Consider the following 23,003-nt stretch of genomic DNA (forward strand, 5'->3'; position numbering starts at 1 on the left):
GAAAGGAGGGCCTGCCATGCCCGCTGAACATCACACCACCCTGACCCCGGACACGCCGGTGCGCTACCTCAAGGGCGTGGGGCCCAAGACCGCCGAGCGGTTTGAGAAACTGGGCATCGTGACACTGGCCGATCTGCTCTGCCACTATCCCCGGCGGTACATCGATTTTTCCCGTCCCTACTCCATTGCCGAGGCCCCGCCAGACACCGAGTGCGTGGTGAAGGCCGAGGTGTTCGCCAAACCTGCCGGGCGCATCCTGCCGGGCGGGCGGCGGATGGAGCGCATCACCGCCGGGGATGATGTTTCCAGCCTGGAGATCACCTGGTTCAACAATCCCTATGCCACCCAGAAGCTGGAGCTGGGGCAGGAATACTATTTTGAGGGCATCGTGACCGGCGGGATGCTTCGCCGTCAGATGGTCAACCCGCAGGTGCGCACGGCGGCACAGATCACCGCCGCTCCCTTCGAGGCCGTTTACCCCCAGACCGAGGGGCTTTCCAGCACCGTGATTGCAAAATGCATCCGGCAGCTGCTCCCCCATGCGGAACTCCTGCCCGACCCGCTGCCAGAGGAGATGCTGAAAAAATACCGCCTGCTCTCCAAGGCCGATGCCGTGCGGGCCATCCACTGCCCTGCCACGGAGGAGGAGGCTTTTGCAGCCCGGCGGCGGCTCATCTACGAGGAGCTGCTGGTGCTCCAGTTGGGCATTGGACGAATGAAGAACCGGGGCAGCGCCTCCACCGGTGCACCCATGCAGCGGCTCGACCCGTCCCCCTTCTGGGCATCGCTCCCCTTCTCCCCCACCGGTGCCCAGCGCCGGGCCGTAGACGAAATTCTGACCGATCTGTCCGGCAGCACCTCCATGAACCGCCTTTTGCAGGGCGATGTGGGCAGCGGCAAAACGCTGGTTGCCGCCGCCGCCATCTGGGCCTGCATCCGCAGCGGATATCAGGCGGCCCTGCTGGCCCCCACCGAGATCCTTGCCGCCCAGCACGCAGAGAATCTGAACCGGATGCTGGCCCCCTTCGGGATGCGTGTGGCCCTGCTGACCGGCGGCATGAAGGCCGCCGCCCGCCGCACCACGCTGGCTGCCATCCGCAGTGACGAAGCCGACCTTGTGGTGGGCACCCACGCCATCCTGAGCGAGGGCGTGGAGTTTGCCCGGCTGGGTCTGGCTGTGGTGGACGAGCAGCATCGCTTCGGCGTGCGCCAGCGCGGAATGCTGGCCGAAAAGGCCGCGAACCCCCATCTGCTGGTGATGAGCGCCACGCCCATTCCACGCACATTGGGCCTGCTGATCTACGGTGATCTGGACATTTCCATTCTCGATGAGCTGCCCCCGGGCCGCAAGCCCGTCAAGACCCGGTGCATCACCGGAAAAAAGCGGCGGGATCTCTACGGCTTTCTTGACCGGGAGATCGGAGCCGGACGGCAGGTATATATCGTCTGCCCCGCCATCGAGGACACGCCGGACGGCGGGCTGAACGCCGTGAAGAGTTACTACGAGGACATTGCCAAAGCCCTTCTCCCCGACCGCCGGGTCGGCCTGATGCACGGTAAGCTCAAGCCAAAGGAGAAAGCCGCTGTAATGGACGATTTCAAAGCCGGCCGGCTGGACGCACTGGTATCCACCACTGTCATCGAGGTGGGCGTGGATGTTCCCAACGCCACCGTCATGGTCATCGAGAATGCCGAGCGCTACGGCCTGAGTGCCCTGCACCAGCTGCGGGGCCGCGTGGGCCGGGGTGCCGCCGAGAGCTGGTGCTTCCTTGTCAGCGACAACACCGCCGAGAGCGTCCAGAAGCGGCTCAAGTTCCTCTGCTCCACCTCGGACGGCTTTGCCGTGGCGCAGTTCGACCTTGAGACCCGCGGCCCCGGCGACTTTTTCGGCAGTCGCCAGCACGGCCTGCCCACCCTGCAGATCGCCGACCTGATGAATGACACCCGCACCCTTCACGCCGCGCAGGCCGAGGCCGCCGCTCTGCTGGCCGCAGACCCCCTGCTGGAAGCGCCGGAGCACAGCCTGCTCGCCGCGCAGGTCGAACAGATGTTCACAAAGGCTGGAGCCATGAATTAAAACAATAAAAAGAACCGGTTTCCATGTATTTTAAATGAGAAAGGCTCCTGCAAAAGCAGGAGCCTTTCTCATTATTACGATTCTGTCATCGGTTCAGGCTTTGCGCCGCTTTGGCGATCACAGCCAGCAGATCGACCAGATGTTCCACGTCCATCTGGCCGCTGTTGTTGGCAAAGGCATAGAAGCAGCCCTGCACGCAGAAGGAAAGCAGGATGCCCCGGTCGGGGTCCGCTGCAAAGGTGGGGTCTTTGGCCGCCAGACGGTCTCGCAGACCCTTTTCAATGCAGTTGGCAAAGATCCCCTGCCTTGCCCCGGAGAAAAGGATGTTCACCGCCTCCTGGTTCTGAACAAAGGCATGGAACAGTTCACGGGTCAGCTGCTCTGTGTGTGCAGCGGTAAGCCCCACATTGGGCACACTGTCCAGAATGACATGGATGAGCTTGTTCTCCAACCGGCTGGACAGCTCATAGATATCCTCATAGTGGGCATAAAAGGTGGATTTGTTCACCTTGGCCAGTGTGCACAGGTCTTTGATCCTGATCTTCTCCAGCGGCTGGCGGGCACGCAGCTCCATGAATGCCTTTTCGATGGCGCGGTCAGTCTTTTCAATGCGGATGTCCAAAATAATCCACCACTTTCATTGTTTCGTTGGATATCCAACGCTTTTCGTTTTTCGGGGATAGACAGTTTGTTCGAGTTTTCTTACAATATCAATAGAGAATCCCTTTCTCTCTCAGCGCGGCTTCGATCCTCTGGAATGTTTCTTCATCCGGGCAGCGAAGGGTGTGCAGATGTACGCCGCCGGTCATCCGGCTGAGCAGGCACTCCGGGGTATTGGCTGCCTGAGTGATAAAGGTGTCCACATCGTATCGGCTGGCGAGGTTCAGGTTGCCCCGCAGTTCGCCGTAAAGCGGGTTTTCCACCGCCACATCGACCACCACGCCTCCCTGATCCACCACCGTGTAAAGCTCGGTGCGCATCTCATCGGCGGTCTTGTGCACACAGGCCAGGATGCCGGTGTAGCCGCCGGGGGTCGGGTGGAACTGATACCCGCGCGGGGTGGCCTCGATTTCGGCCCCGCCTGCCCGCAGAAGGGCCACGTCCCCCACCACGATCTGGCGGCTGACCCCCAGCTTTGCGGCCAGTGCACTGGCACTGATGGGTGCGCTGGCCCCATGAAGCTGTTGCAAGATCTTTTCCCGGCGCTGTGCTGCGTTCATTGTTGTTCCCCCTGTCAGCATTTTTCCCTATTATAATAGTGCATGACAGGTGTCCTGTCAATCCAGACGCAGGACCGTGGCGTAATTGGAGGGCAGCTGGACCTTCATCCGGCCAGATGCAAGGCTGACCATCACATTCTCAGCGCCCACGGTATCGGCCAGCAGGTCCGTTGCAGCGTTGGCCTCCACCGGCAGCTGGAATTCCATCTCAGCCGGGCCGTCGCCGTTGTTGAATACGGCCACGAGGGCTTTTCCATCCAGCACCCGGGCAAAGGCATAGCACTGAGTGGTCAGCTGGAGCTCCTTCACCTCGCCCCAGCTCAGGGCCGGGTATTCGGCCTTCAGCCTGCCCAATGCGGCGTACACACTGGTGACGGGGTTGGTGGTCAGGTCATCCCGGAATTTGTCCAGCTCCAGGCAGGGGCGCAGGGGCCAGTCACTGCCCCACTCCTTTTTGCCCTCGATGCCAAATTCGGAGCCGTAATAGATGGACGGAATGCCCCAAAGCGTGTATACTAGAATTGCAATGTGCCGGATGTGCGCCTTGTTCCGCAGTTTATTGGGCAGGCGCTCCACATCGTGGTTGTCCGAGAAGGTATAAAGCCGGGTGTCGTGGCAGAGCCCCTGCAGACGGCGCATGGTGTGTGCGATCTCAAAATAGTTGTGGTCGTTGTGGCCGCTCCACAGGCCCTTGTGCAGCTCATAGTTGGTAACGGAATGGAGCATTTCAGGGTTGGCCCAGCGGCTGTAATCGCCGTGGATGACCTCGCCCATCAGCCAGAACTCAGGCTTGACCTCGTTGGCAAGGCGGCGCAGGCCCTTCATAAAGTCGAAGTCCAGCACATCCGCTGCATCCAGCCGGATGCCGTCAATGTCGAATGCATCGACCCAGAAGCGGATGGTGTCATAATGGTAGTTCTGCACCTCGGGGTTGCGCTGGTTCAGCTTGACCAGCAGGTTGAAGCCGCCCCAGTTGCCATAAGAAAAGCCGTCGTTGTACTCGTTGTTGCCCCAGAAGTTCACATCGCAGAACCAGTCCTTATAGCGGGCGTTCTCGCGGTTGGCCTGCAGGTCTTTGAAGGCAAAGAAGTCCCGACCCACATGGTTGAACACACCGTCCACAATGACCTTCTGGCCCCGGGCGTGGCAGTTGGCCACGAACTTCCTGAAATCCTCGTTGGTGCCCAGGCGGCGGTCCACCCGGCGATAATCGATGGTATCATAGCCGTGGGAGCCGCTCTCGAACAGCGGGCCGATATAAATGGCCGTGCAGCCCAGGTCTTTGGAGGCGTGCTCGGCCCAGGCGTTCAGCTTTGCGAACGCGCCCGGTGTGGGTTGGCCGTCGTTTTCGTGCGCACAGCCGCACAGGCCCAGCGGATAAATGTGATAAAAAACTGCGGTATCATACCATGCCATAGTTACTCTCTCCCATATCATTTCTTCTGCCGCCCAGCAGCGGCAGGCTCAGTATACCACAAACTCCGCCAATTGTGTGGATGTTTGATAAATTCTCTACATAGTCTCCGTTAAAATCAGCAAGTGTGACGATTTTGATCAAAAATTATTGGTAAATATGACCGGGTGTATCCCGTTGAGAAAAGGAGAAATCTGCATGAACTTTCCCACCATCGACCGCTCGTTCTTTGCGGGCGAATGCTTTGATGCCTACCGTGTGCTGGGCGCGCACCCCTGCCGGGATGACTTTGGGCAGGAGGGCTGGCGGTTTGCCGTGTGGGCCCCGGGGGCTGTGGCTGTGGAGATCTGCGGCGGCTTTGACGGCTGGGGGCCGGGCGTTCCCATGCAGAAAGCCGACACCGGCGTGTGGAGCGGCTTTGTGCCCGGCCTTGCCGAGGGAGAGCTGTACAAATACCGCATCCACGGCAAGGATGGCAGCACCGTGATGCGGGCTGACCCCTACGCCTTTTCCACTGAGCTGCGGCCCGGCACGGCCAGCAGGCTGGCCCGGATGGACTTTGCCTTTGACGATTCCAGCTGGATGGAGCGGCGGGACAAGTGCCGCAACCTGCCCCTGAACATCTACGAGCTCCATGCAGGCAGCTGGAAGCACAAGCCCAACGCCACCCGCGAGGACGGCTCAGACGGCTGGTACAATTACCGGGAGCTGGCCCGGGAGCTGATCCCCTGGCTGCTGGATCACCGCTTCACCCATGTGGAGCTGCTGCCGCTGGCAGAACATCCCTTTGACGGCAGCTGGGGCTACCAGACCACCGGTTACTTCTCTGTCACCAGCCGCTACGGCGACCCCGCCGACTTTGCAGCCTTTGTCAACGCCTGCCACCGGATGGGCATTGGTGTCATCATGGACTTTGTGCCCGTCCACTTTGCCGCCAACGGCGACGCGCTCGCCAACTTTGACGGCACCCACCTCTACGAGTACGACAGCGATGTGGGCCACAGCGAGTGGGGCACCTGCAACTTCAACTATTACCGCCGGGAGGTGTGCAGCTTCCTGAACAGCGCCGCTGCCCTCTGGATGGATGTCTACCACTGCGACGGCATCCGGATGGATGCCATCTCCCGCGCCCTTTATTGGCAGGGCGACCCCAACCGCGGCGTGAACGAGGGCGCTGTTACCTTCCTGCGGAACCTGAACCACGGCCTGAACGAGCGCTGGCCCACCGGCATCTACACCGCTGAGGACTCCACCAACTTCCTCAAGGTCACCGCCCCCACCCGCTACGACGGCATCGGTTTCGATTATAAGTGGGACATGGGCTGGATGCACGACACGCTGGATTATTTTGCCACACCCTTTGGTGAGCGGCCCGATGCCTACCACAAGCTGACCTTCAGTATGCAGTATTTCTACAATGAGCTGTATCTGCTGGCACTCAGTCACGACGAGGTGGTGCACGGCAAAAAGACCATCATTGATAAGCTGTGGGGCACCTACGAGGAAAAATGTGCCCAGCTGCGCACCCTTTACTTCTACATGTACACCCACCCGGGCAAAAAGCTGAACTTTATGGGCAATGAGCTGGGGCATTTCCGGGAGTGGGATGAGAAAAAGGAGCTGGACTGGGGCCTGATGAAGTATCCCTTCCACGACAGCTTCCAGAAATATTTTGCCGAGCTGGGCCGCCTGTATGCCACCGAGCCCGCCCTCTACGACGGCGAGTACAACCCGAACTGCTTTGAGTGGATCGCCTGCGAGAGCCGGGACGAAGGCGTGTACGCCTGGCTGCGGAAGGGCGCGGGCCAGACCATTCTCTGTGTGATGAACACCCAGAATACCGCCCATAAAAAGTTCCCGCTCTACTTCCAGTACCCCTGCGCCGCCGATGAGCTGCTGAACAGCGAGGCTGCCTGCTGGAACGGTGCGGACCGCAGCCGCACCAGACACCTGCACACCACCGATGGCGGCGTGTACGGCCGGGACTACACCCTGAGCGTGGATCTGCCCGCCATGGGCAGCCGGATGTACCGCATCACGCCGGAGACTCCCCACCCGGAAGCCGCGCAGGCCTCTGCCCGCAAGGCCGCCGCCCAGAAGCGCAAGGCCACCATCGCGGCAAAGCAAAATTCCAAAAAGTAATATCGCATTCAAAATATCCCGTCTGCTGAAATGCAGGCGGGATATTTTATCTTCCGGGGGCCTGCCCTCTTGCCTGCGCCGCCCGGAATCATTATACTGTAAGCTGTAATATTGTGGTTCAAAACCGAGGAGCATGTACAATGTCAACGATACTTTCTGAAAAGAAGACCCTTTCGCCCTGGGCAAAAGGCGGCATCGGGCTGGGTGCCGGAGCACTCCTGCTGGTGCTGGTGGGCCTGCTGTTCCCCACCGCGGCGGCGTTCTTCCCGCTGGTGAGCCTGTGGTGCAGCTGTGTGCTGTTCTACGGCGCGCTGTGGGTGCTGCACACTGCCGGTGTGGAGCTGGACTTCTTCCACCGCGCAGCCATCATCGCCTTCTGGGCCGGAGCTGTGCTCTACTTCTATTGGGCGCTGGGTCGGCGGCAGTTCATTTACGCCTGGGATTATGTGAACTACATTCAGAAGCAGTTCAATACCGAAGCGGCTTTTGCGCTGGGTCCGGTGGCTGGTTTTAAGTATATCATAAGCACATTTTCTGAAGACTACACCAATTTCATCACTCTGTTCACCGAGTTCCCATTCTGCCTCACCGCAAAAACGGGTGACAGCTACGCTTTTGCGCAGGTTTTCTGTGTGCTCCCCAGCCTTATGCTGATGCTGGCTGGTCTCACGATCAAAATCGGGCAGATTCTGGAGGTCAAGAATAAGTTCTGGTATTTTATCATCGGCTTTTCCTGGGTGCTGACCTATCCGTTCCTGCGAATGAGCGCTATGCTGGCACAGCCGGACTGGTTCGGTCTGATCTTCGCTTTTGCCATTCTGCTCCTCACATTGGACTACCGTTTTGAAAAGCTGGAGCCGGGGCGGTTCGTGCTCATCTTCCTGGCAACGGCCGCGATTATCCTGAGCCGCCGCTGGTACTTATATTTTGTGGTGGGCTATTATTTTTCCTATGCGCTTCTGCTCTTTGTAAGCAGTGCAAAGCTCGCAAAACAGGGCCAAAAGGGCCTTGCCCTGCGCCGAGTACGCAACCTCATCCTGTTTGGTGTCTGCGCCATGGCAGCAATGGTGGTTCTGCTCTGGCCCATGGTCAGCAAGATCCTGGCTTTTAACTACTCCGACCGCTACTCGTACTATAATGTCGGCGGCATTGCAGTAGAGCTCTATTATCATGCCATGCGCACCGGCCTGCTGAACCTTATTTTGATCCTGTTTGGTTTGTGGCTCTGCGTCAAGCGGAAAAAGCCCAGCCTGCCTGTGTTGGCGCTGTGTGAGCTGATGCTCAGTATGCTCTTGTTTACCCGAGTGCAGAATTCCGGCTCCCACCAGATGCTGCTGTACGTGCCCGCCTATGTCATTCTGTTTCTCTGCGGTGCGGCGGGTCTGGCAGAGAGTATCGAGCATTTCAAAATACCAAAGCTTTGTTTCTGGGTCTTTACACTGTTGTTCGCCGTGTCGGTGCGGTGCTCCCCGCTCACTGTCATGGCCTTGCCAGAGTTCGTTATCCATGCGTTCCACCCGGCAGACCTTGCTGAGTATCAGCGGCTGGACGAGCTGACCTATGACCGCAAGGACAAACCGCAGATCCAGGCCATGGCACAATGGCTGGTTGAACATCTGGGGGAGGGCGAGGTCGCCTATATGATCCCGGATGACATGCTCTACAATCCCGGCCACCTGCGGAACTGTGACCTGCCCAACCATGCACTGGACGGCAAGTTGCCGGACAGCTTCTCGGTGCCGGGCACCCACTATTTCCCCACCGGTTTCTTTGATGCCAGATATGTGGTAACTGCAGACCCGTTCCCCCTCTCACTGGCTCCGGACACGGAACTGGGCCACCGGTTCAACGCCGTTTTTCTTCAGCTGAGAGAGACTACCCACCAGCAAGTTGCGACCTTCGATATGGGCAACGGCACGGTGTTCACGATCTGGGAACGCACCACTCCCGTGACACGTGAGGAAGTGGAGACCTATCTCCATGAATTTGATGCTGAAAACGCCAAATACCCAGAAATGTTTTCCGCAGTTGCGGAAAACTGGCTGGCTGTTCATGGTTTATAAAAGGAGAGTAAAACGATATGTCCAACAACGCAAAAAATCTACCGGAAGTAAAATTAGGCCAGTACAAGGGGCTGGCTGTCACCCGTCATGTGCGGCCGCTTTCCGAAAAGACCATTGACCAGGAGATGGTCCACCAGACCCGGATGCGCTCCGTCTACCACAACTCCACCGCCCCCGCCAAGCGCGGCAGCCGGGTCCTGCTGGATTTTGTCGGCTTCATGGACGGGGAGGAGATCCCCGACAGCCGGATGGAAAAGGTGATGGTGGTTCTGGGGGACGGCAAGCTGATGCCTGCCGCCGAAGATGCCATCTACGGCCACACCGCCGGCGAGACCTTCCGCTTCGATTTCACTTACCCGGAGCAGTTCCGGGTGGAGGAGCTCTCCGGCAAGACCGCGCAGTTTGAGATCAAGCTGCACTCCGTGGCCGAAAAGACCACCCCGGAGCTGAACGAGGAATTTGCCCGGGCACAGGGCTATGCAGACCTTGCCGCCATGCGCGAGGCCGTGCGGGCCAAAAAGCGGAAGATCCACGAAGATGCCGCCGACCGCGCCGCCGGGCAGGAACTGCTGGCAAAGGCCGGTGCCAACCTGACCGTGGACCTGCCCGAAGCCATGCTGGACCGCACCGCCGACAATGAGATGCGGATGCTGGAGCAGCGGCTCTCCCGCAGCAACATCACTCTGGAAAAGCACTGCAAGAACAGCCACACCACCGCTGCCGCCCTGCGGGCAGGCTACCGTGACGCTGCCGAGCGGAACCTGCGCTCCATGCTGGCCTCCCGCTCCATTGCCGAGGCCGAGAACATCACCGTGAGCACGCTGGAGGTCAACAACGAGTACCGCCGCCTGTCCCAGCTGCAGGACACCCCGGAGGCCGACATCCGCCGGGTGCTGAGCCCGGACACCCTTGCCGCCGCACTGGTTGCACAGAAAGTCCAGCGCTTCCTGCTGGACAACGCCGACATCACCACGGTGATGGACCCTGAAAAGGAGTGATCCTATGAGTATCTTTACGCGCTACGCCATGGATGCGCTGATGAAGACCACCCACCCCGAAGTGAACCGCAAGCAGTGCTGGAACCTGCACCCCCACCGCACCCCCTGCACAGCCTGCAAGGACATCTGCCCCTATGGTGATGAGATCTTCACCCGCCCCAACCTTGTCAAGGACTGGGATCCCTGCACCGACTGCGGCCTGTGCGTCTCAGCCTGCCGGTCTGGCTGCATTGCCCCCTCGCCGGAGCAGGTGCAGCGGGATATCTCCCCTGCCGACAGCGATGGCGACACCATCTGGATCGGCTGCGAAAGATCCACCCGGAAAAACACCGTGGTGCGCACCTGCGTCTCGGCCTATTCGTGGGAAGCGTTGGCCTACCTTGCCCTGAACAAGAAGATCGTCCTCGACCTGACCCCCTGCGGCGAGTGCGAGAACGATGTCTGCGCCGGGCATCTGCGTGCCGTTCTGACCCGGCTGGTGGAGTTCTTCGGCCAGCCCCTGTTCGAGGCCCGGTTCACGCTGGCATACGAGCTGGACGATGCCCCCTTCCACGTCAAGGAATATTCCCGCCGTGAGATGATGGAGCAGGTGACCTCCGGCTCCAAAAAGGGCACCAAGCAGCTGCTGCGGATGCTGCCCGGCCTGCGCAGCGAGGACGAGAGCAGCCAGGATTTCCGGCTGCTGCTCCACCAGTACACCAAGCAGCTCAAGGCAGTGTCCGAAACGCCCCTGCGCTATGGCTACCACCTGCCCAACTTCACCCAGAAGTGCTTTGCCTGCGGCCGGTGTGAGAAGAGCTGCCGCAGCGGTGCCATCAAGTTTGAGGACCTGCCCGACGGCCAGACCCGCGCGGTGATCACGCCGTGGAAGTGCAGCGAGTGCGGGGTCTGCGTTGCCGCCTGCTCCAACGGCGGTCTGGACGGCCTGAAGCTGCGCCAGCTCACCAGCCTTGGCCCTGTCAGTGTCTACAAGTGCACCAAGACCCTCTGCAAGGAATGCGGCAAGCCCATTGCGCCCAACTGTGCGGACGGCATCTGTTCTGTCTGCCGCATCAAGCTGCGCACCAAAAAGCGTCAGGAAGAGGCTGTGGCCCGCGCCAAGGAGCGTCAGGCCGAGCGCGAGGCCAAAAAGGCCGCGGAGGCGGCCGCAAAGGAGCTGGCAGAAGAAATTAAAAATGCCTCACCCTCTCAGCCGCCTATCGGCGGCAGCTCCCCCGAAGGGGGAGCCCCTGGCGTTCCGGTCACTTCCACTGTAAATGAATAAAACTTGCTTTCCCAGTTTGCCAAAGGCTCTCCCTTTGGGAGAGCTGGCATTGCGGAGCAATGACTGAGAGGGCGAGCATGTTTCCCATTGACGCAGCTCCAAAAAAATGCTATAATTCTTTTTAACCACCCAGCTGTGGTCGGGAGGACAAGTTACAAAGGCGTAACGGATGTGTTTCCGTTACGCCTTTTTTGCTTCCCGCTGCCGGGAAACAGCGGGCCTGTCGGCTTTGGGCGGCAACCAGACTTCAACACGAAGAAAAGAGGGAATTTCATTATGAAACAGTCTATTTCTCGTCGTCAGTTCCTCAAGGCAAGCGGCCTGGCAGCCGCAGGTGCCTGCGCCGCCGGTCTGCTGTCCAGCTGCGGCGGAAAGAGCGGCGGCAGCTCCTCCGGTTCTGCTTCCGGTGCGGATACCAGCAAGTACACCGTGCTTTATTCCAGCCAGCCTGCGACCCTGAACTATCTGACCACCGCCACCGACCTGGAAATGGTCGTGGGTGCAAACTGCGTGGACACCTTGGTCGAGTACGACAACAAGGGCGTGATGCGCGAGGGCCTGGCCACCAAGTGGGAGTGGGATGCCGACACCCTGACCTGGACCTTCACCCTGCGTGAGGAGAACTGGGTGGACAACAACGGCGAAGTCGTTGCCCCCGTGACCGCACAGGATTTTGTGGATGCCCTGCAGTATGTGCTGACCCCGGATTACGCTTCCTCCAACGTGGGCCTGGTCACCGCCTACATTGCCGGTGCGAATGATTACTACAACTATCACGTCTACCTGACCAATGCTGAAAACGGCACTGTGGACGATGACGGCACCACCTATGTCACCGATGGCAGCGGCAACGTGACCGTGACCGCAGCGGACGGTACCGCTTCCACCTACGCCCCTGTGGACTTTGATTCCGTGGGCGTGACCGCTGTGGATGACCACACCCTGACCTACACCCTGACTTACGATTTCCCCGGCTTCCTGAGCCTGCTGTGCTACCTGCCCTATGAGCCCGCCTACGGCCCCCTGCTGAGCGAGATGGGCGACCAGTATGCCACCAGCGCCGAGACCCTGTACAGCTGCGGTGCTTTCTACCTGTCTGATTACGAGTCTCTGGAAACCTGGATCATGAAGAAGAACCCCGAGAACTATGATGCGGACAATGTCTTTATCGACACCATCAGCCGCATTTACAACGCCGAGGCTGCCGTGAACGGCCCCGAGATGATCAAGCGCGGCGAGATCGACGAAGCCACCATCGGCTCCGATATTCTGGACAGCTGGCTGGCTGACGATACCACCAAGGACATGGTCTCCATGGATCGTCCCAACACCAACTACACCTACTTCTACATGTTCAACTTCATGCCCTTTGCACACGAGTTCTCCAACTGGAACGTTGAGGGCGTGGATGCAGAATACGAGCCCGAGAACTGGGCCAAGGCCATCAACAACACCAACTTCCGCAAGGCCTTCCTGTACGGCATCAACAACGCCGTTACGCTGGCTGTCAGCGCACCTCTGGGCTACGACAGCTACAAGCTGAACACCATCACTCCCCCGAACTTCTGCGCCACCACCGATGGTGTGGACTACACCAAGTGCGGCGGCCTGGCCGACCTGACCGAGTTCTTTGACGAGGCCGAGGCCAAGGAGTACCGCGATGCCGCCATTGAGGAGCTGACCGCACAGGGGGTCACCTTCCCCATCAAGGTGCAGCTGCCCTACAACCCCTCCTCCACCGACTGGGACAAGCAGTGCCAGGTGCTCAAGCAGCAGCTGGAGGGTGTGCTGAACGACGGCACCGACTTCATCGACATCATCATCACCGCCGGCCCCTCCGACAGCTTCCTGTCTGCTGTGCGCCGCAACGGCAAGTTCGAGTTCCTGCTCTGCAACTGGGGCGCTGACTACTCCGACCCCGAGACCGAGACCGACCCGTTCTATCAGGCCGAGAATTCCCGTGGAATGCGCTATGCTTACCTGCGCACCGGCGTGGAGGACGGCTTCATCACCGGCGAGACCGCAGATGCTGTTATGGCCTACATGAACGCCATCGAGGCCGCAAAGCAGATCACCGATGACATTGATGCCCGCTACAAGGCCTTTGCCGATGCCGAGGCTCTGCTCATCACCAACGCACTGGTCATTCCGCGCGGCATGAGCGTGCCCGCCTATCTGGCGACCCGCCTGAACTACTGGGAGGGCCAGTACGCTTCCATCGGCTTCTCCAACAAGCGCTTGAAGGGCATCCACGTCCTCGACCACTACATCTCCATGGACGAGTACGAGGCAAACCGTGACGCTCGCTAAGCGTTCCTTCTTCTCATAACACAAAATACACCCCCTCTGCATGGCAGTTTCTGAAGCTGCGCCGCAGAGGGGGTGTTCTTTTTACATGTTCAGTTACACTTCAAAGTCCAGGCAGACGCGGGTCTTGGTGTAGGGGCGCACCTTGCCATCGGCCACAGCCACGTGGGCGGGGTGGGTGGAGTAGCCCTTGAGGGCGGCTGCATCGGTAAAGGTGGTATCCAGCATCAGGTCTGCGTTGGAAGAGGGCAGGCCGTTGATGTTCACATGCACCTCCACAAGGCCCGGGATCTGCCCTGCCAGGCCCTCCAGCCCGGTTTTGATGTTCGCCTTGATCTCTGCCTTTTCGGCGGCAGAAAGCTCGTCCTTGAGCTGCCAGAGAATGATATGCTTGACCATAATAAAATACCTCCTGCGTTTTCTCCATTGTAGCAGAGAAATGCAGGAGGTGCAATTGGTTTTTGAGAAACGGCAGAGCTCTATTTTTAGTCGTTGCTGTGCTCCCACGATTCATACGCAACGACGTAGATGACATCCACGATCAACATAATCACCAAGACCACGGTGCGGGCTGTGCGGGCCTCTGGGAACACGATCAGAACATTGGAAAGGCCAAACGTAATACCGTTTGCCAACTCCCAGATGCCATTTTTCTTCTGCCAGAACGCCCGATATTCAGGGTCACGGTTATACTGGTTGAATGGGAGGTTAATGAGCGGATCCTTGCCCATCAGGTCGCGCACGCCAGTAATAAACCACAGTACCGTGAGTACGATTGTAAAAAGAACAGAACCTGTCATAGGAAATGCACCTCCTTTTCTATCAGAATAACACACGGCCATGGAAAAAACAAGGACGGAATTCAACTCTACAAAAGGGAAGGCCCCGCCCGCAAACAACGGCCGCACAACAAAAAACCAGCCGGATCGAGGCGTTTGCAAGCCCTCGTCCGGCTGGATACTTACTTCTTCGGAGTCATAAGCCTCTTCTCCTTGGGTTCTCTCATTTTCGGAGTATGCGTTTCATAGGGTGACTCTCCTTAGAAACTACCTGAAACTGAAGAGTTTTATGCAAGGGGATGAACTACTCTAGTACATTGGACTGACCCTTCTCTTAACTGTTGGACTGCGGTACCGAGATTCTGAAAATGAATTTCATATTACCACATTCTTTCGAGTTAGATTTGCCAGGGATTCCATTGCTTAGTACATTGGAGTTACTCCTTTTTGGTCATTCAAACAGGTGCATCCGTGTAACTGTCCTCATCATGGGAGATCACCTCGGGCGGATCTATTTGAATTGCCAGGGGATTTATTCTGACAGACTGTACTGTTTTCGCATTTTTGATGCTCAAGACCGGCTCTTTGATTTGTTTTGTTATACGGGGGAAACATCCCGTTTGTGGAGAGCCTCTGTTTTGCTTCTCAGCGAATCCCGACAGTCTGTCCGAACTGTGCGGGTTCCATATCGACCATCGGTCTCGCTCCTTTCTGCTTAAAGTCAGCGGGGTTAGCTCTCATTTGAGCTTCTGCTGTACTTCTCTGGTTTCTGGCTTTATTATACAGGAAGATGCACAGTTTGTCTATTCGCAGAGTGCACAACAAATCAGACATACTTTTGCATCAAAAGTCCAAATTTCTGGGATACATGAATTTCGTCTTTCCGGTGCACTGCTCCACCTCCCCGGGCAAAGGCTCTGCCCCGCAGATCGTGCAGGGCCATCGCAGACACTGCTCCGGCATGTTAAATAGGCATCATCGCAGAGCATGCAGCTATATAAATCTGATATGCCCGCTATAAAATCTGTGAATAATAATGCCGATTTCACCTCATCCAAAGGCCAGAAAATGGTACAGATGGTTAAGAATCAGCAAAGAGATTGTGCAAATCGCATAGTTTTCCCCCTGTACTTTTTGCAATCTGCACAACTGTTTTCATCCAAAGCAGAAATGGAATATAACAAAAAGTAGAATGTTAGGTGGAGGGCTGTAAAACCGACAGAAATCGTGCTATGATACCATCACAAATTAAGAAAGGAGAGAGTGCTAATCAATGAATGCGTTGACTGCTGCTTTGAAAGAAGAGCTGAATGTTGACATGGTCACGGTGTTCGGGCTTTCCATTCCGGAGTCCGTGGTCGTGAGCTGGGGCATCATGGCGTTTCTTGTCATCGGCTCCATCCTGCTGACGCGGAATCTGCGGGTGGATCACATCACCAAGCGGCAGGCCATCCTGGAAACGGTCGTTACTACGATCAATGATTTCTTTGTGGGCCTGCTGGGCGAAAGTGGAAAGCGCTATGTCCCCTATCTGATGAGCGTGGCGCTGTACATCGGCTGCTCCAACCTGATCGGTGTGTTCGGCATCAAGCCCCCCACAAAGGACCTGAACGTCACAGCGGCCCTTGCTCTGATGAGCATCTGCCTGATCGAGTATGCCGGCATCCATGCACGCGGCGGCGTTGGCTTCCTCAAGAGCCTGGCTGCCCCCACCCCCATCATGGCCCCCATGAACGTGCTGGAGGTGGCCATCCGGCCCACCAGCCTGTGCATGCGACTGTTCGGCAACGTGCTGGGCGCTTTTGTCATTATGGAGCTGATCAAGCTGGTGGTGCCTGTGTTCGTGCCTGCCATCTTCAGCTTGTATTTTGACCTGTTCGATGGTCTGATCCAGACCTACGTCTTTGTGTTCCTTACCTCTTTGTTTATGAAGGAGACCATGGGAGACGAAGAGTAAACCCTTTCCATCATCAAATCAAAAGGAGATTAAAATTATGAACGGACTTATCGCTCTGGGCGCTGGCATTGCAGCGCTGACTGGTATTGGCGGCGGCATCGGCATCGGCATTGCAACCGGCAAGGCAACCGAGGCTATTTCCCGCCAGCCCGAGGCTTCCGGCAAGATCCAGACCAACCTGCTGCTGGGTGCTGCTCTGGCCGAAGGTACTGCAATTTTCGGTTTCGTCGTTGCACTGCTGATCATCCTGTTCCTGGGTTGATAACGGAGGCATGACGAATGCTGACACTGAATCTGAATCTTCTGTATACAGTCGTCAACGTTCTGATTCTGTTTTTGCTGCTGCGGAAATTCCTGTACAAGCCTGTTATGGGGATCATCGCACAGCGTCAGAAACAGGTGGATGACGCACTGAACGCCGCCGAGACCTCCAAAAAGGAGGCCGCTGCGGCCATGAACGCTGCGCAGGACAAGCTGCGCAATGTGGACACCGAGGCTGCTGCCCGCCGCGAGACTTACGAGCAGCAGGCCGAAACTGCAAAGCAGCAGCTGCTGGCCGAGGCCCAGAAACAGGCCGATGCCATTGTAGCCGAGGGCAAGGCCGCTGCTGAGGCAGAGCGCCAGCACAAGCTGCGCGAAGCCGACGCACAGACTACCGCACTGGCCCGCGCCATGTGCGAGAAGCTGCTGAGCCGGAACCTGACCGAGCAGGACGATTCCCGTTTGCTGGACGATCTGCTGGAGAAAGCAGGTGCTGAGCATGGCAACTGAGTTCAGCCGCGAATTCTTCTCTGAGAACCGCATCGTCAAGGCCGACCTGCGCGCTGCACATCAGCTCCGTGAAGAGGACATCGCCCGCATCAAGGCCGAGGTCAAGAAACTCTATGATGCCACTGAGGTCATCCTGAATGTCTCGGTGGACGAGAGCCTGCTCTCCGGCTATGTGCTGCAGGTTGGCGACCGGGTATTCGACAACTCCGGCCGCCACCAGCTGGACCAGATGATGGCTGGCAAGCCCTCTCTGGCCACCCTCAAGACCCGCATCGAGGATTACAAGCCCGCCCAGACCTCTGCCGAGGGCGGCGTGGTCATCTCCTCTGCCGATGGCATCGTGCAGGTGGAGGGCATGGACAAGGCCGTTTATGGCGAGATCGTCACCTTTGAGAACGGTGCCAAAGGCATGGTCGAGAGTGTGGACCCGGGCAAGCTGGGCATTATGCTGTTCGACGGTGCCGAGACCGTGGGCGTGGGCACTCTGGTGACCCGCAGCGGCAAGCGCGCCGGCATCCCTGTGGGTGATGGTTTCCTGGGCCGTGTCATCGACCCGCTGGGCGAGCCCATTGACGGCAAGGGCCCGGTGAACGCCGAAGGCTACAACCCCATTGAGAAGCAGGCCCCCGGCATTCTGGAGCGCCAGAGCGTGGATACCCCGCTTCACACCGGCATCCTGGCCATCGACTCCATGTTCCCCATCGGCCGCGGCCAGCGTGAGCTGATCATCGGCGACCGCCAGACCGGCAAGACCTCCATTGCCACCGATGCCATCCTGAATCAGAAGGACACCGGCGTGCTCTGCATCTATGTTGCCATCGGCCAGAAGGCTTCCTCCATCGCCCGCGTGGCCGAGGACCTTAAGAAGCACGGTGCCATGAGCTACACCACCATCGTGGCTGCCACGGCTTCCGATTCTGCCCCCCTGCAGTACATCGCACCCTATGCGGGCACTGCACTGGCCGAGTATTTCATGTCCAAGGGCAAGAGCGTCCTGATCGTCTACGACGACCTTTCCAAACATGCGGTGGCCTACCGTGCCATCTCCCTGCTGCTCCGCCGCTCTCCCGGCCGTGAGGCTTACCCCGGCGACGTGTTCTATCTGCATTCCCGTCTGCTGGAGCGCTCCTGCCGGATGCGCGACGATCTGGGCGGCGGTTCCATCACTGCCCTGCCCATCGTCGAGACCCAGGCGGGCGATGTCTCTGCTTACATCCCCACCAACGTCATCTCCATCACCGATGGTCAGATCTTCCTGGAAAGCGCCCTGTTCAACGCAGGCAACCGCCCCGCCGTCAACGTCGGCCTGTCGGTCTCCCGTGTGGGCGGCGCTGCCCAGACCAAGGCCATGAAGAAGGCCAATTCCAACCTGCGTATCGAGCTGGCCCAGTACAAGGATATGGAGTCCTTTGCCCAGTTCAGCTCTGATCTGGACGCTGAGACCCGCCGCCAGCTGGAACACGGCAAGGCCCTGACCGAGATGCTCAAGCAGCCGCTGTACCAGCCCAAGTCCGATGCCGAGCAGGTGGTCGTGCTGACCCTGGCTTCCCACGGGATGCTGGACGACCTGCCGCTGGCTGACCAGCGCGCAAAGACCAATGCCTTTGTGCGCCAGTTCCACGCCGATGTTTCCGGCACCATGGACGCGATCACGTCCACGGGCAAGATCACCCCGGAACAGGTGGACACCATCCTGACCGCGTGGAAGGCATTCGCGGGAGGGGAGAGCAATGGCATCCAGTAAGCTGCTCAAGGAGCGGATCGAGAGCATTCAGGATACCATGAAGATCACGAATGCCATGTACCTGATCTCCTCCTCCAAGCTCCGCAAGGCCCGGCAGAACTACCAGAATGTTCTGCCCTACTTCACCCGGATGCGGGATACCATTTCCCGCGTGGTGCCCCACCTGCCCGACGAGCCGGAGCACCCCTTCTTCCACGAGCGGGATCTGGAAAACCCCAAGCGGGCCTACATCGTGCTGACCGCCGACAAGGGCATGGCCGGTGCTTACAACCAGAACCTGCTCAAGTTCCTGCGGGAGCACGCCGACCAGAACGACCGGTTCTATGTCATCGGTCAGGTAGGCTACCGTGCCCTGCTCCACAAGGATCCCCGTCTGGTGGAGGATTTCCATTACGGTGCCACGGCTCCCACCCTGCAGCGTGCCCGTGACATCACGGTGGATGCCATCGATGATTTCAAGTCCGGCAAACTGGACGAGATCTACATCGTCTACACCAAGATCCAGAACGCGCTGACCAGCGAGCCGGTCATGGAACGTCTGCTGCCGCTGGATCGTGCCCACCTCACGCCTGCTCCCAAGGGTCTGGGCGACCCCCGCGGCGAGGTGGAGATGTTCCCGGATGCCTGGACGGTGTTCGAGCAGACGGCCCCCATCTATATGCACGGCATGATCTTTGGTGCCATGACCGAGAGCTTCTGCGCCGAGCAGAGCGCCCGCATGACCGCCATGGATTCCGCCACCAAGAGCGCCAAGGATATGATCCACGATCTGGAGCTGGAGTACAACCGCTCCCGTCAGGGTTCCATCACCCAGGAGATCACCGAGATCATCGGCGGCGCGGCGGCGGTACAGAATAACGAGTAAACCTCTCCGTCAATGCTTCGCATTGCCACCTCTCCTGGTAGGAGAGGCAAGAAAGCTGCCGCGTAGACTTGGCTCCCCTATTAGGGGAGCTGGCACGAAGTGCCTGAGAGGTTCAATACATGAGTAAGAGGCAATTGTATGATACAGGGAACTATTATTCGAGTAGCGGGCCCCGTGGTGGATGTCAAATTCACCGGGGGCAAGCTGCCTGCCCTGCAGGAAGCGCTGACCGTGACCGCAGAGGGCACTGAGCGCACCATGGAGGTGGCGCAGCACGTCGATGAAACGACGGTGCGCTGCATCATGCTTTCTGCCAGCGAGGGTCTGGGCAAGGGGATGGAAGTTACCGCCACCGGCCACGGCCTGAATGCCCCTGTGGGCGAGGGCACTCTGGGCCGCATGTTCGACCCGCTGGGCCGCCCCATCGACGGCAAGGGCCCGGTGGACGATCTGCCCCACTGGCCCATCCACCGCAAGGCTCCCAGCTTTGCGGAGCAGAAACCTGCAACTGAAATTCTGGAGACCGGCATCAAGGTCATCGACCTGCTGGCTCCCTACGCCAAGGGCGGCAAGATCGGCCTGTTCGGCGGTGCCGGTGTCGGCAAGACCGTGCTGATCCAGGAGCTGATCCACAACGTGGCCACCGAGCACGGCGGCTACTCCATCTTCACCGGTGTCGGCGAGCGCTCCCGTGAGGGCTGTGACCTCTGGGGCGAGATGAACGCTTCCGGCGTTCTGAACAAGACCGCGCTGGTCTTTGGTCAGATGAACGAGCCTCCCGGAGCCCGTATGCGGGTCGCCGAGACCGGCCTGACCATGGCAGAGTACTTCCGTGAGGAGACCCACAAGGACGTGCTGCTGTTCATCGATAACATCTTCCGTTTCGTGCAGGCAGGCAGCGAGGTCTCCGCCCTGATGGGCCGGATGCCCTCCGCCGTGGGCTATCAGCCCACCCTGGCCAATGAGCTGGGTGCCCTGCAGGAGCGCATCACCTCCACCCGCGACGGCTCCATCACCTCGGTGCAGGCCGTCTACGTCCCCGCCGATGACCTGACCGACCCGGCTCCTGCAACCACCTTCGCCCATCTGGACGCAACCACCGTTCTGAGCCGCAAGATCGTGGAGCAGGGCATCTACCCCGCTGTCGATCCGCTGGCTTCCACCTCTCGTATTCTGGAAGCCGACATCGTGGGCGAGGAGCACTACCGTGTGGCCCGCAAGGTGCAGGCCACCCTGCAGCGCTATCAGGAGCTGCAGGACATCATCGCCATCCTGGGCATGGACGAACTGAGCGAAGAGGACAAGCTCACCGTCACCCGTGCCCGCAAGCTGCAGAAGTTCCTCAGCCAGCCCTTTGCGGTGGCCGAGAACTTCACCGGCCTGAAGGGTGTGTACGTCCCGCTGGCAGAGACTGTCAAGGGCTTTGCCGCCATTGTGGACGGCCAGTGCGATGACCTGCCCGAGTGGGCATTCTTCAACGTGGGCACCCTTGCGGATGCCCGCAAGAAGTACGCAGACAAACAGGCGGAGGAAAAGGGCGGTGCCAACTGATGGAAAAGTTCATCCTGAACATCACGGCTTCCAGCGGTGAATTCTATCAGGGCTACTGCGAGAGCCTGACCCTGCCCACCGGCGACGGCGTGTACGGCGTGCAGGCCGGGCACAACCCCGTGCTGGTGGCCCTGCACATGGGCATTGCAAAGTTCACCGTGGACGGTGAGACCCGCGAGGTGCTGGTGGGCGACGGCATTGCAGAAGTGACCCCCACCTTTGTCCTGCTGCTGGTGGACAGCGCCGAGCGGCCCGAAGATATCGACCGCAACCGCGCCGAGGCTGCCCGCATCCGGGCCGAGGAGCGCCTGCAGCACAAGCAGAGCATGCACGAGTACTACCAGAGCAAGATCGCACTGGACCGCGCCATGCAGCGCCTGCAGACGGCCGCCAAATACAAGCGTTAAACGCTCCCCTCAAACAGAACACCGTCAGCCTGACACAACGGGCTGACGGTGTTTTTGTTGTTTTACTGCGCTTCGATCTGCGCTCCCCTGCTGCACCCTCTTGTAAATTGCCGCGGAAAAGCGTATCATAGAATCAAATACAAGCAAAGGAGCATTCTTATGCGTGCATACGAGCGACTGTTGAATTATGTCCGCGTTTACACTACCTCCGACCCTGAGAGCGGCACCCACCCCTCGGCAGAGCGGGAGTTTGACCTGGCCCGCCAGCTGGTGGAAGAGATGAAGGCTCTGGGCATCGAGGATGCCCGGGTAGACGAGCACTGCTATGTCTACGGCAGCATCCCCGCCACCCCCGGCTGTGAGGACAAGCCTGCCCTGGGCCTGATCGCCCACATGGACACCGCCCCCGATGCTTCCGGCGAGGGTGTTTCCCCCATCCTGCACGAAAATTATGACGGCCGTGATGTCACCCTGCCCGCCACCGGCATGGTGATGAAGGTCTCCACCTTCCCCTTCCTGGCCGACCTCAAGGGTGAGACCCTGATCACCACCGACGGCACCACCCTGCTGGGCGCAGACGACAAGGCCGGTGTGGCAGAGATCCTGACCGCCGCCGAGATCCTCCTTGCCGAGGGCCGCCCCCACGGCAAGCTCTGCATCGCCTTCACCCCCGACGAGGAGATCGGCGAGGGCGCTTCCCTCTTCGATATCCCGGGCTTTGGCGCGGATTTCGCCTACACCGTTGATGGCGGTGACGTGGGCGGCATCGAGTATGAGAACTTCAACGCAGCTGCCGCCACCGTGACCATCCACGGCTTCTCGGTGCATCCCGGCTCCGCCAAGGATGCCATGATCAACGCCTCCAATGTGGCCATGGAGTTCCACACGGCCCTGCCCATCATGGCCCGTCCCGAGACCACCGAGGGCCGTCAGGGCTTCTACCACCTCTGCCAGATGTACGGCGACGTGACCAACGCAAAGCTGGGCTACATCCTGCGCGACCACGATGCCGACAAGCTGCAGTACAAGAAGGATAATCTCCTCCACATTGCCGATTACCTCAACGGCAAGTACGGCCCCGGCACCGTGGAGGTGGAGATCAAGGACAGCTACCGCAACATGCTGGAAAAGATCAAGCCCCACTTCCATCTGGTGGAGAACGCCCGAAAGGCCATCGAAAAGGCCGGTCTGACCCCCGAGGAAGTGCCTGTGCGCGGCGGCACCGATGGTGCCACCCTGAGCTGGAAGGGCCTGCCCTGCCCCAATCTGGGCACCGGCGGCTTCAACTTCCACGGCGTGTGCGAGTGCACCACCGTAGAGCGCATGGACAAGGCAACCGAAATCCTGCTGAATATCGTGGAGATCTACAGCAAATGATTTCGCTCCCGGAACTTTTCCACGCTGACTGTACATAAAAATGGACGGCTCCCGAAAACGGGAGCCG

At 59.1% G+C, this 23,003-nt stretch carries 19 protein-coding genes; 14 read left to right on the plus strand and 5 right to left on the minus strand.

What is annotated here, in order from left to right:
• Positions 1-16: 16 nt before the first annotated feature.
• Positions 17-2,077 (plus strand): ATP-dependent DNA helicase RecG, encoded by a 2,061-nt coding sequence (recG, locus tag J3351_RS04380; protein ID WP_207697211.1) that lies wholly within the window; start codon positions 17-19, stop codon positions 2,075-2,077.
• Positions 2,078-2,162: 85 nt separating this feature from the next.
• On the opposite strand, the gene J3351_RS04385 is transcribed toward recG, so the two are convergent.
• The 3 genes from J3351_RS04385 to J3351_RS04395 all read right to left on the minus strand — a co-directional run bounded on the left by J3351_RS04385 (position 2,163) and on the right by J3351_RS04395 (position 4,713).
• Entirely contained in the window at positions 2,163-2,699 is a 537-nt protein-coding gene (locus J3351_RS04385) for a TetR/AcrR family transcriptional regulator (protein WP_097770970.1), read from the minus strand.
• Positions 2,700-2,787: 88 nt separating this feature from the next.
• A complete protein-coding gene (locus J3351_RS04390; protein WP_207697212.1) occupies positions 2,788-3,297 on the minus strand; it encodes a transcription repressor NadR in 510 nt (169 codons plus the stop codon).
• A gap of 57 nt (positions 3,298-3,354) precedes the next feature.
• A complete protein-coding gene (locus tag J3351_RS04395) occupies positions 3,355-4,713 on the minus strand; it encodes an alpha-amylase family glycosyl hydrolase (protein ID WP_207697213.1) in 1,359 nt (452 codons plus the stop codon).
• A 196-nt stretch (positions 4,714-4,909) separates the two neighbouring features.
• Here J3351_RS04395 and glgB point away from each other — a divergent pair, with 196 nt between their 5' ends.
• From glgB to J3351_RS04420, 5 genes are all read left to right on the plus strand, one after another.
• Positions 4,910-6,853 carry a 1,4-alpha-glucan branching protein GlgB gene (gene glgB, locus J3351_RS04400; RefSeq protein WP_154276378.1) on the plus strand — a complete coding sequence of 648 codons (1,944 nt, stop codon included), beginning with the start codon at positions 4,910-4,912 and terminating at the stop codon, positions 6,851-6,853.
• 140 nt (positions 6,854-6,993) lie between these two features.
• Entirely contained in the window at positions 6,994-8,916 is a 1,923-nt protein-coding gene (locus tag J3351_RS04405; RefSeq protein ID WP_207697214.1) for a hypothetical protein, read from the plus strand.
• A gap of 17 nt (positions 8,917-8,933) precedes the next feature.
• Positions 8,934-9,914: a trigger factor gene (gene tig / locus J3351_RS04410; RefSeq protein WP_005933098.1), complete on the plus strand. Its 981-nt coding sequence runs from the start codon at positions 8,934-8,936 to the stop codon at positions 9,912-9,914.
• A 4-nt stretch (positions 9,915-9,918) separates the two neighbouring features.
• Positions 9,919-11,178, plus strand: coding sequence for a ferredoxin family protein (locus J3351_RS04415; RefSeq protein ID WP_207697215.1), 1,260 nt, complete (start codon positions 9,919-9,921; stop codon positions 11,176-11,178).
• Between the two features lie 276 nt (positions 11,179-11,454).
• The gene (locus J3351_RS04420) at positions 11,455-13,488 is read left to right on the plus strand and encodes an ABC transporter substrate-binding protein (protein WP_207697216.1); all 2,034 of its coding nucleotides are present in this window, start codon (positions 11,455-11,457) and stop codon (positions 13,486-13,488) included.
• A gap of 93 nt (positions 13,489-13,581) precedes the next feature.
• On the opposite strand, the gene J3351_RS04425 is transcribed toward J3351_RS04420, so the two are convergent.
• The gene (locus J3351_RS04425) at positions 13,582-13,884 is read right to left on the minus strand and encodes a Dabb family protein (RefSeq protein WP_097770964.1); all 303 of its coding nucleotides are present in this window, start codon (positions 13,882-13,884) and stop codon (positions 13,582-13,584) included.
• A gap of 86 nt (positions 13,885-13,970) precedes the next feature.
• Entirely contained in the window at positions 13,971-14,285 is a 315-nt protein-coding gene (locus J3351_RS04430) for a hypothetical protein (protein WP_207697217.1), read from the minus strand.
• A 1,252-nt stretch (positions 14,286-15,537) separates the two neighbouring features.
• Here J3351_RS04430 and J3351_RS04435 point away from each other — a divergent pair.
• The 8 genes from J3351_RS04435 (at position 15,538) to pepT (ending at position 22,936) form a co-directional block, all read left to right on the plus strand.
• Complete coding sequence (locus J3351_RS04435; protein ID WP_005933086.1) at positions 15,538-16,221, plus strand: F0F1 ATP synthase subunit A; 684 nt, start codon at positions 15,538-15,540, stop codon at positions 16,219-16,221.
• A gap of 37 nt (positions 16,222-16,258) precedes the next feature.
• Complete coding sequence (gene atpE, locus J3351_RS04440) at positions 16,259-16,483, plus strand: ATP synthase F0 subunit C (protein ID WP_005933085.1); 225 nt, start codon at positions 16,259-16,261, stop codon at positions 16,481-16,483.
• 17 nt (positions 16,484-16,500) lie between these two features.
• Positions 16,501-16,992 (plus strand): F0F1 ATP synthase subunit B, encoded by a 492-nt coding sequence (gene atpF / locus J3351_RS04445; protein WP_005933084.1) that lies wholly within the window; start codon positions 16,501-16,503, stop codon positions 16,990-16,992.
• The gene (gene atpA, locus J3351_RS04450) at positions 16,982-18,736 is read left to right on the plus strand and encodes a F0F1 ATP synthase subunit alpha (RefSeq protein ID WP_005933083.1); all 1,755 of its coding nucleotides are present in this window, start codon (positions 16,982-16,984) and stop codon (positions 18,734-18,736) included. Before atpF ends, atpA begins: the two co-directional genes overlap by 11 nt.
• A complete protein-coding gene (gene atpG / locus J3351_RS04455; RefSeq protein WP_154276373.1) occupies positions 18,723-19,601 on the plus strand; it encodes an ATP synthase F1 subunit gamma in 879 nt (292 codons plus the stop codon). Before atpA ends, atpG begins: the two co-directional genes overlap by 14 nt.
• 138 nt (positions 19,602-19,739) lie before the next feature.
• The gene (gene atpD / locus J3351_RS04460) at positions 19,740-21,152 is read left to right on the plus strand and encodes a F0F1 ATP synthase subunit beta (RefSeq protein WP_005933079.1); all 1,413 of its coding nucleotides are present in this window, start codon (positions 19,740-19,742) and stop codon (positions 21,150-21,152) included.
• Positions 21,152-21,559, plus strand: coding sequence for an ATP synthase F1 subunit epsilon (gene atpC, locus J3351_RS04465; protein WP_097770960.1), 408 nt, complete (start codon positions 21,152-21,154; stop codon positions 21,557-21,559). Before atpD ends, atpC begins: the two co-directional genes overlap by 1 nt.
• 159 nt (positions 21,560-21,718) lie before the next feature.
• Positions 21,719-22,936, plus strand: coding sequence for a peptidase T (gene pepT, locus J3351_RS04470; RefSeq protein ID WP_005933076.1), 1,218 nt, complete (start codon positions 21,719-21,721; stop codon positions 22,934-22,936).
• The last annotated feature ends 67 nt before the right edge of the window (positions 22,937-23,003 follow it).

It is taken from the genome of Faecalibacterium sp. Marseille-Q0746 (assembly GCF_017377595.1).
In the GTDB taxonomy this organism is placed as follows: domain Bacteria; phylum Bacillota; class Clostridia; order Oscillospirales; family Ruminococcaceae; genus Faecalibacterium; species Faecalibacterium duncaniae.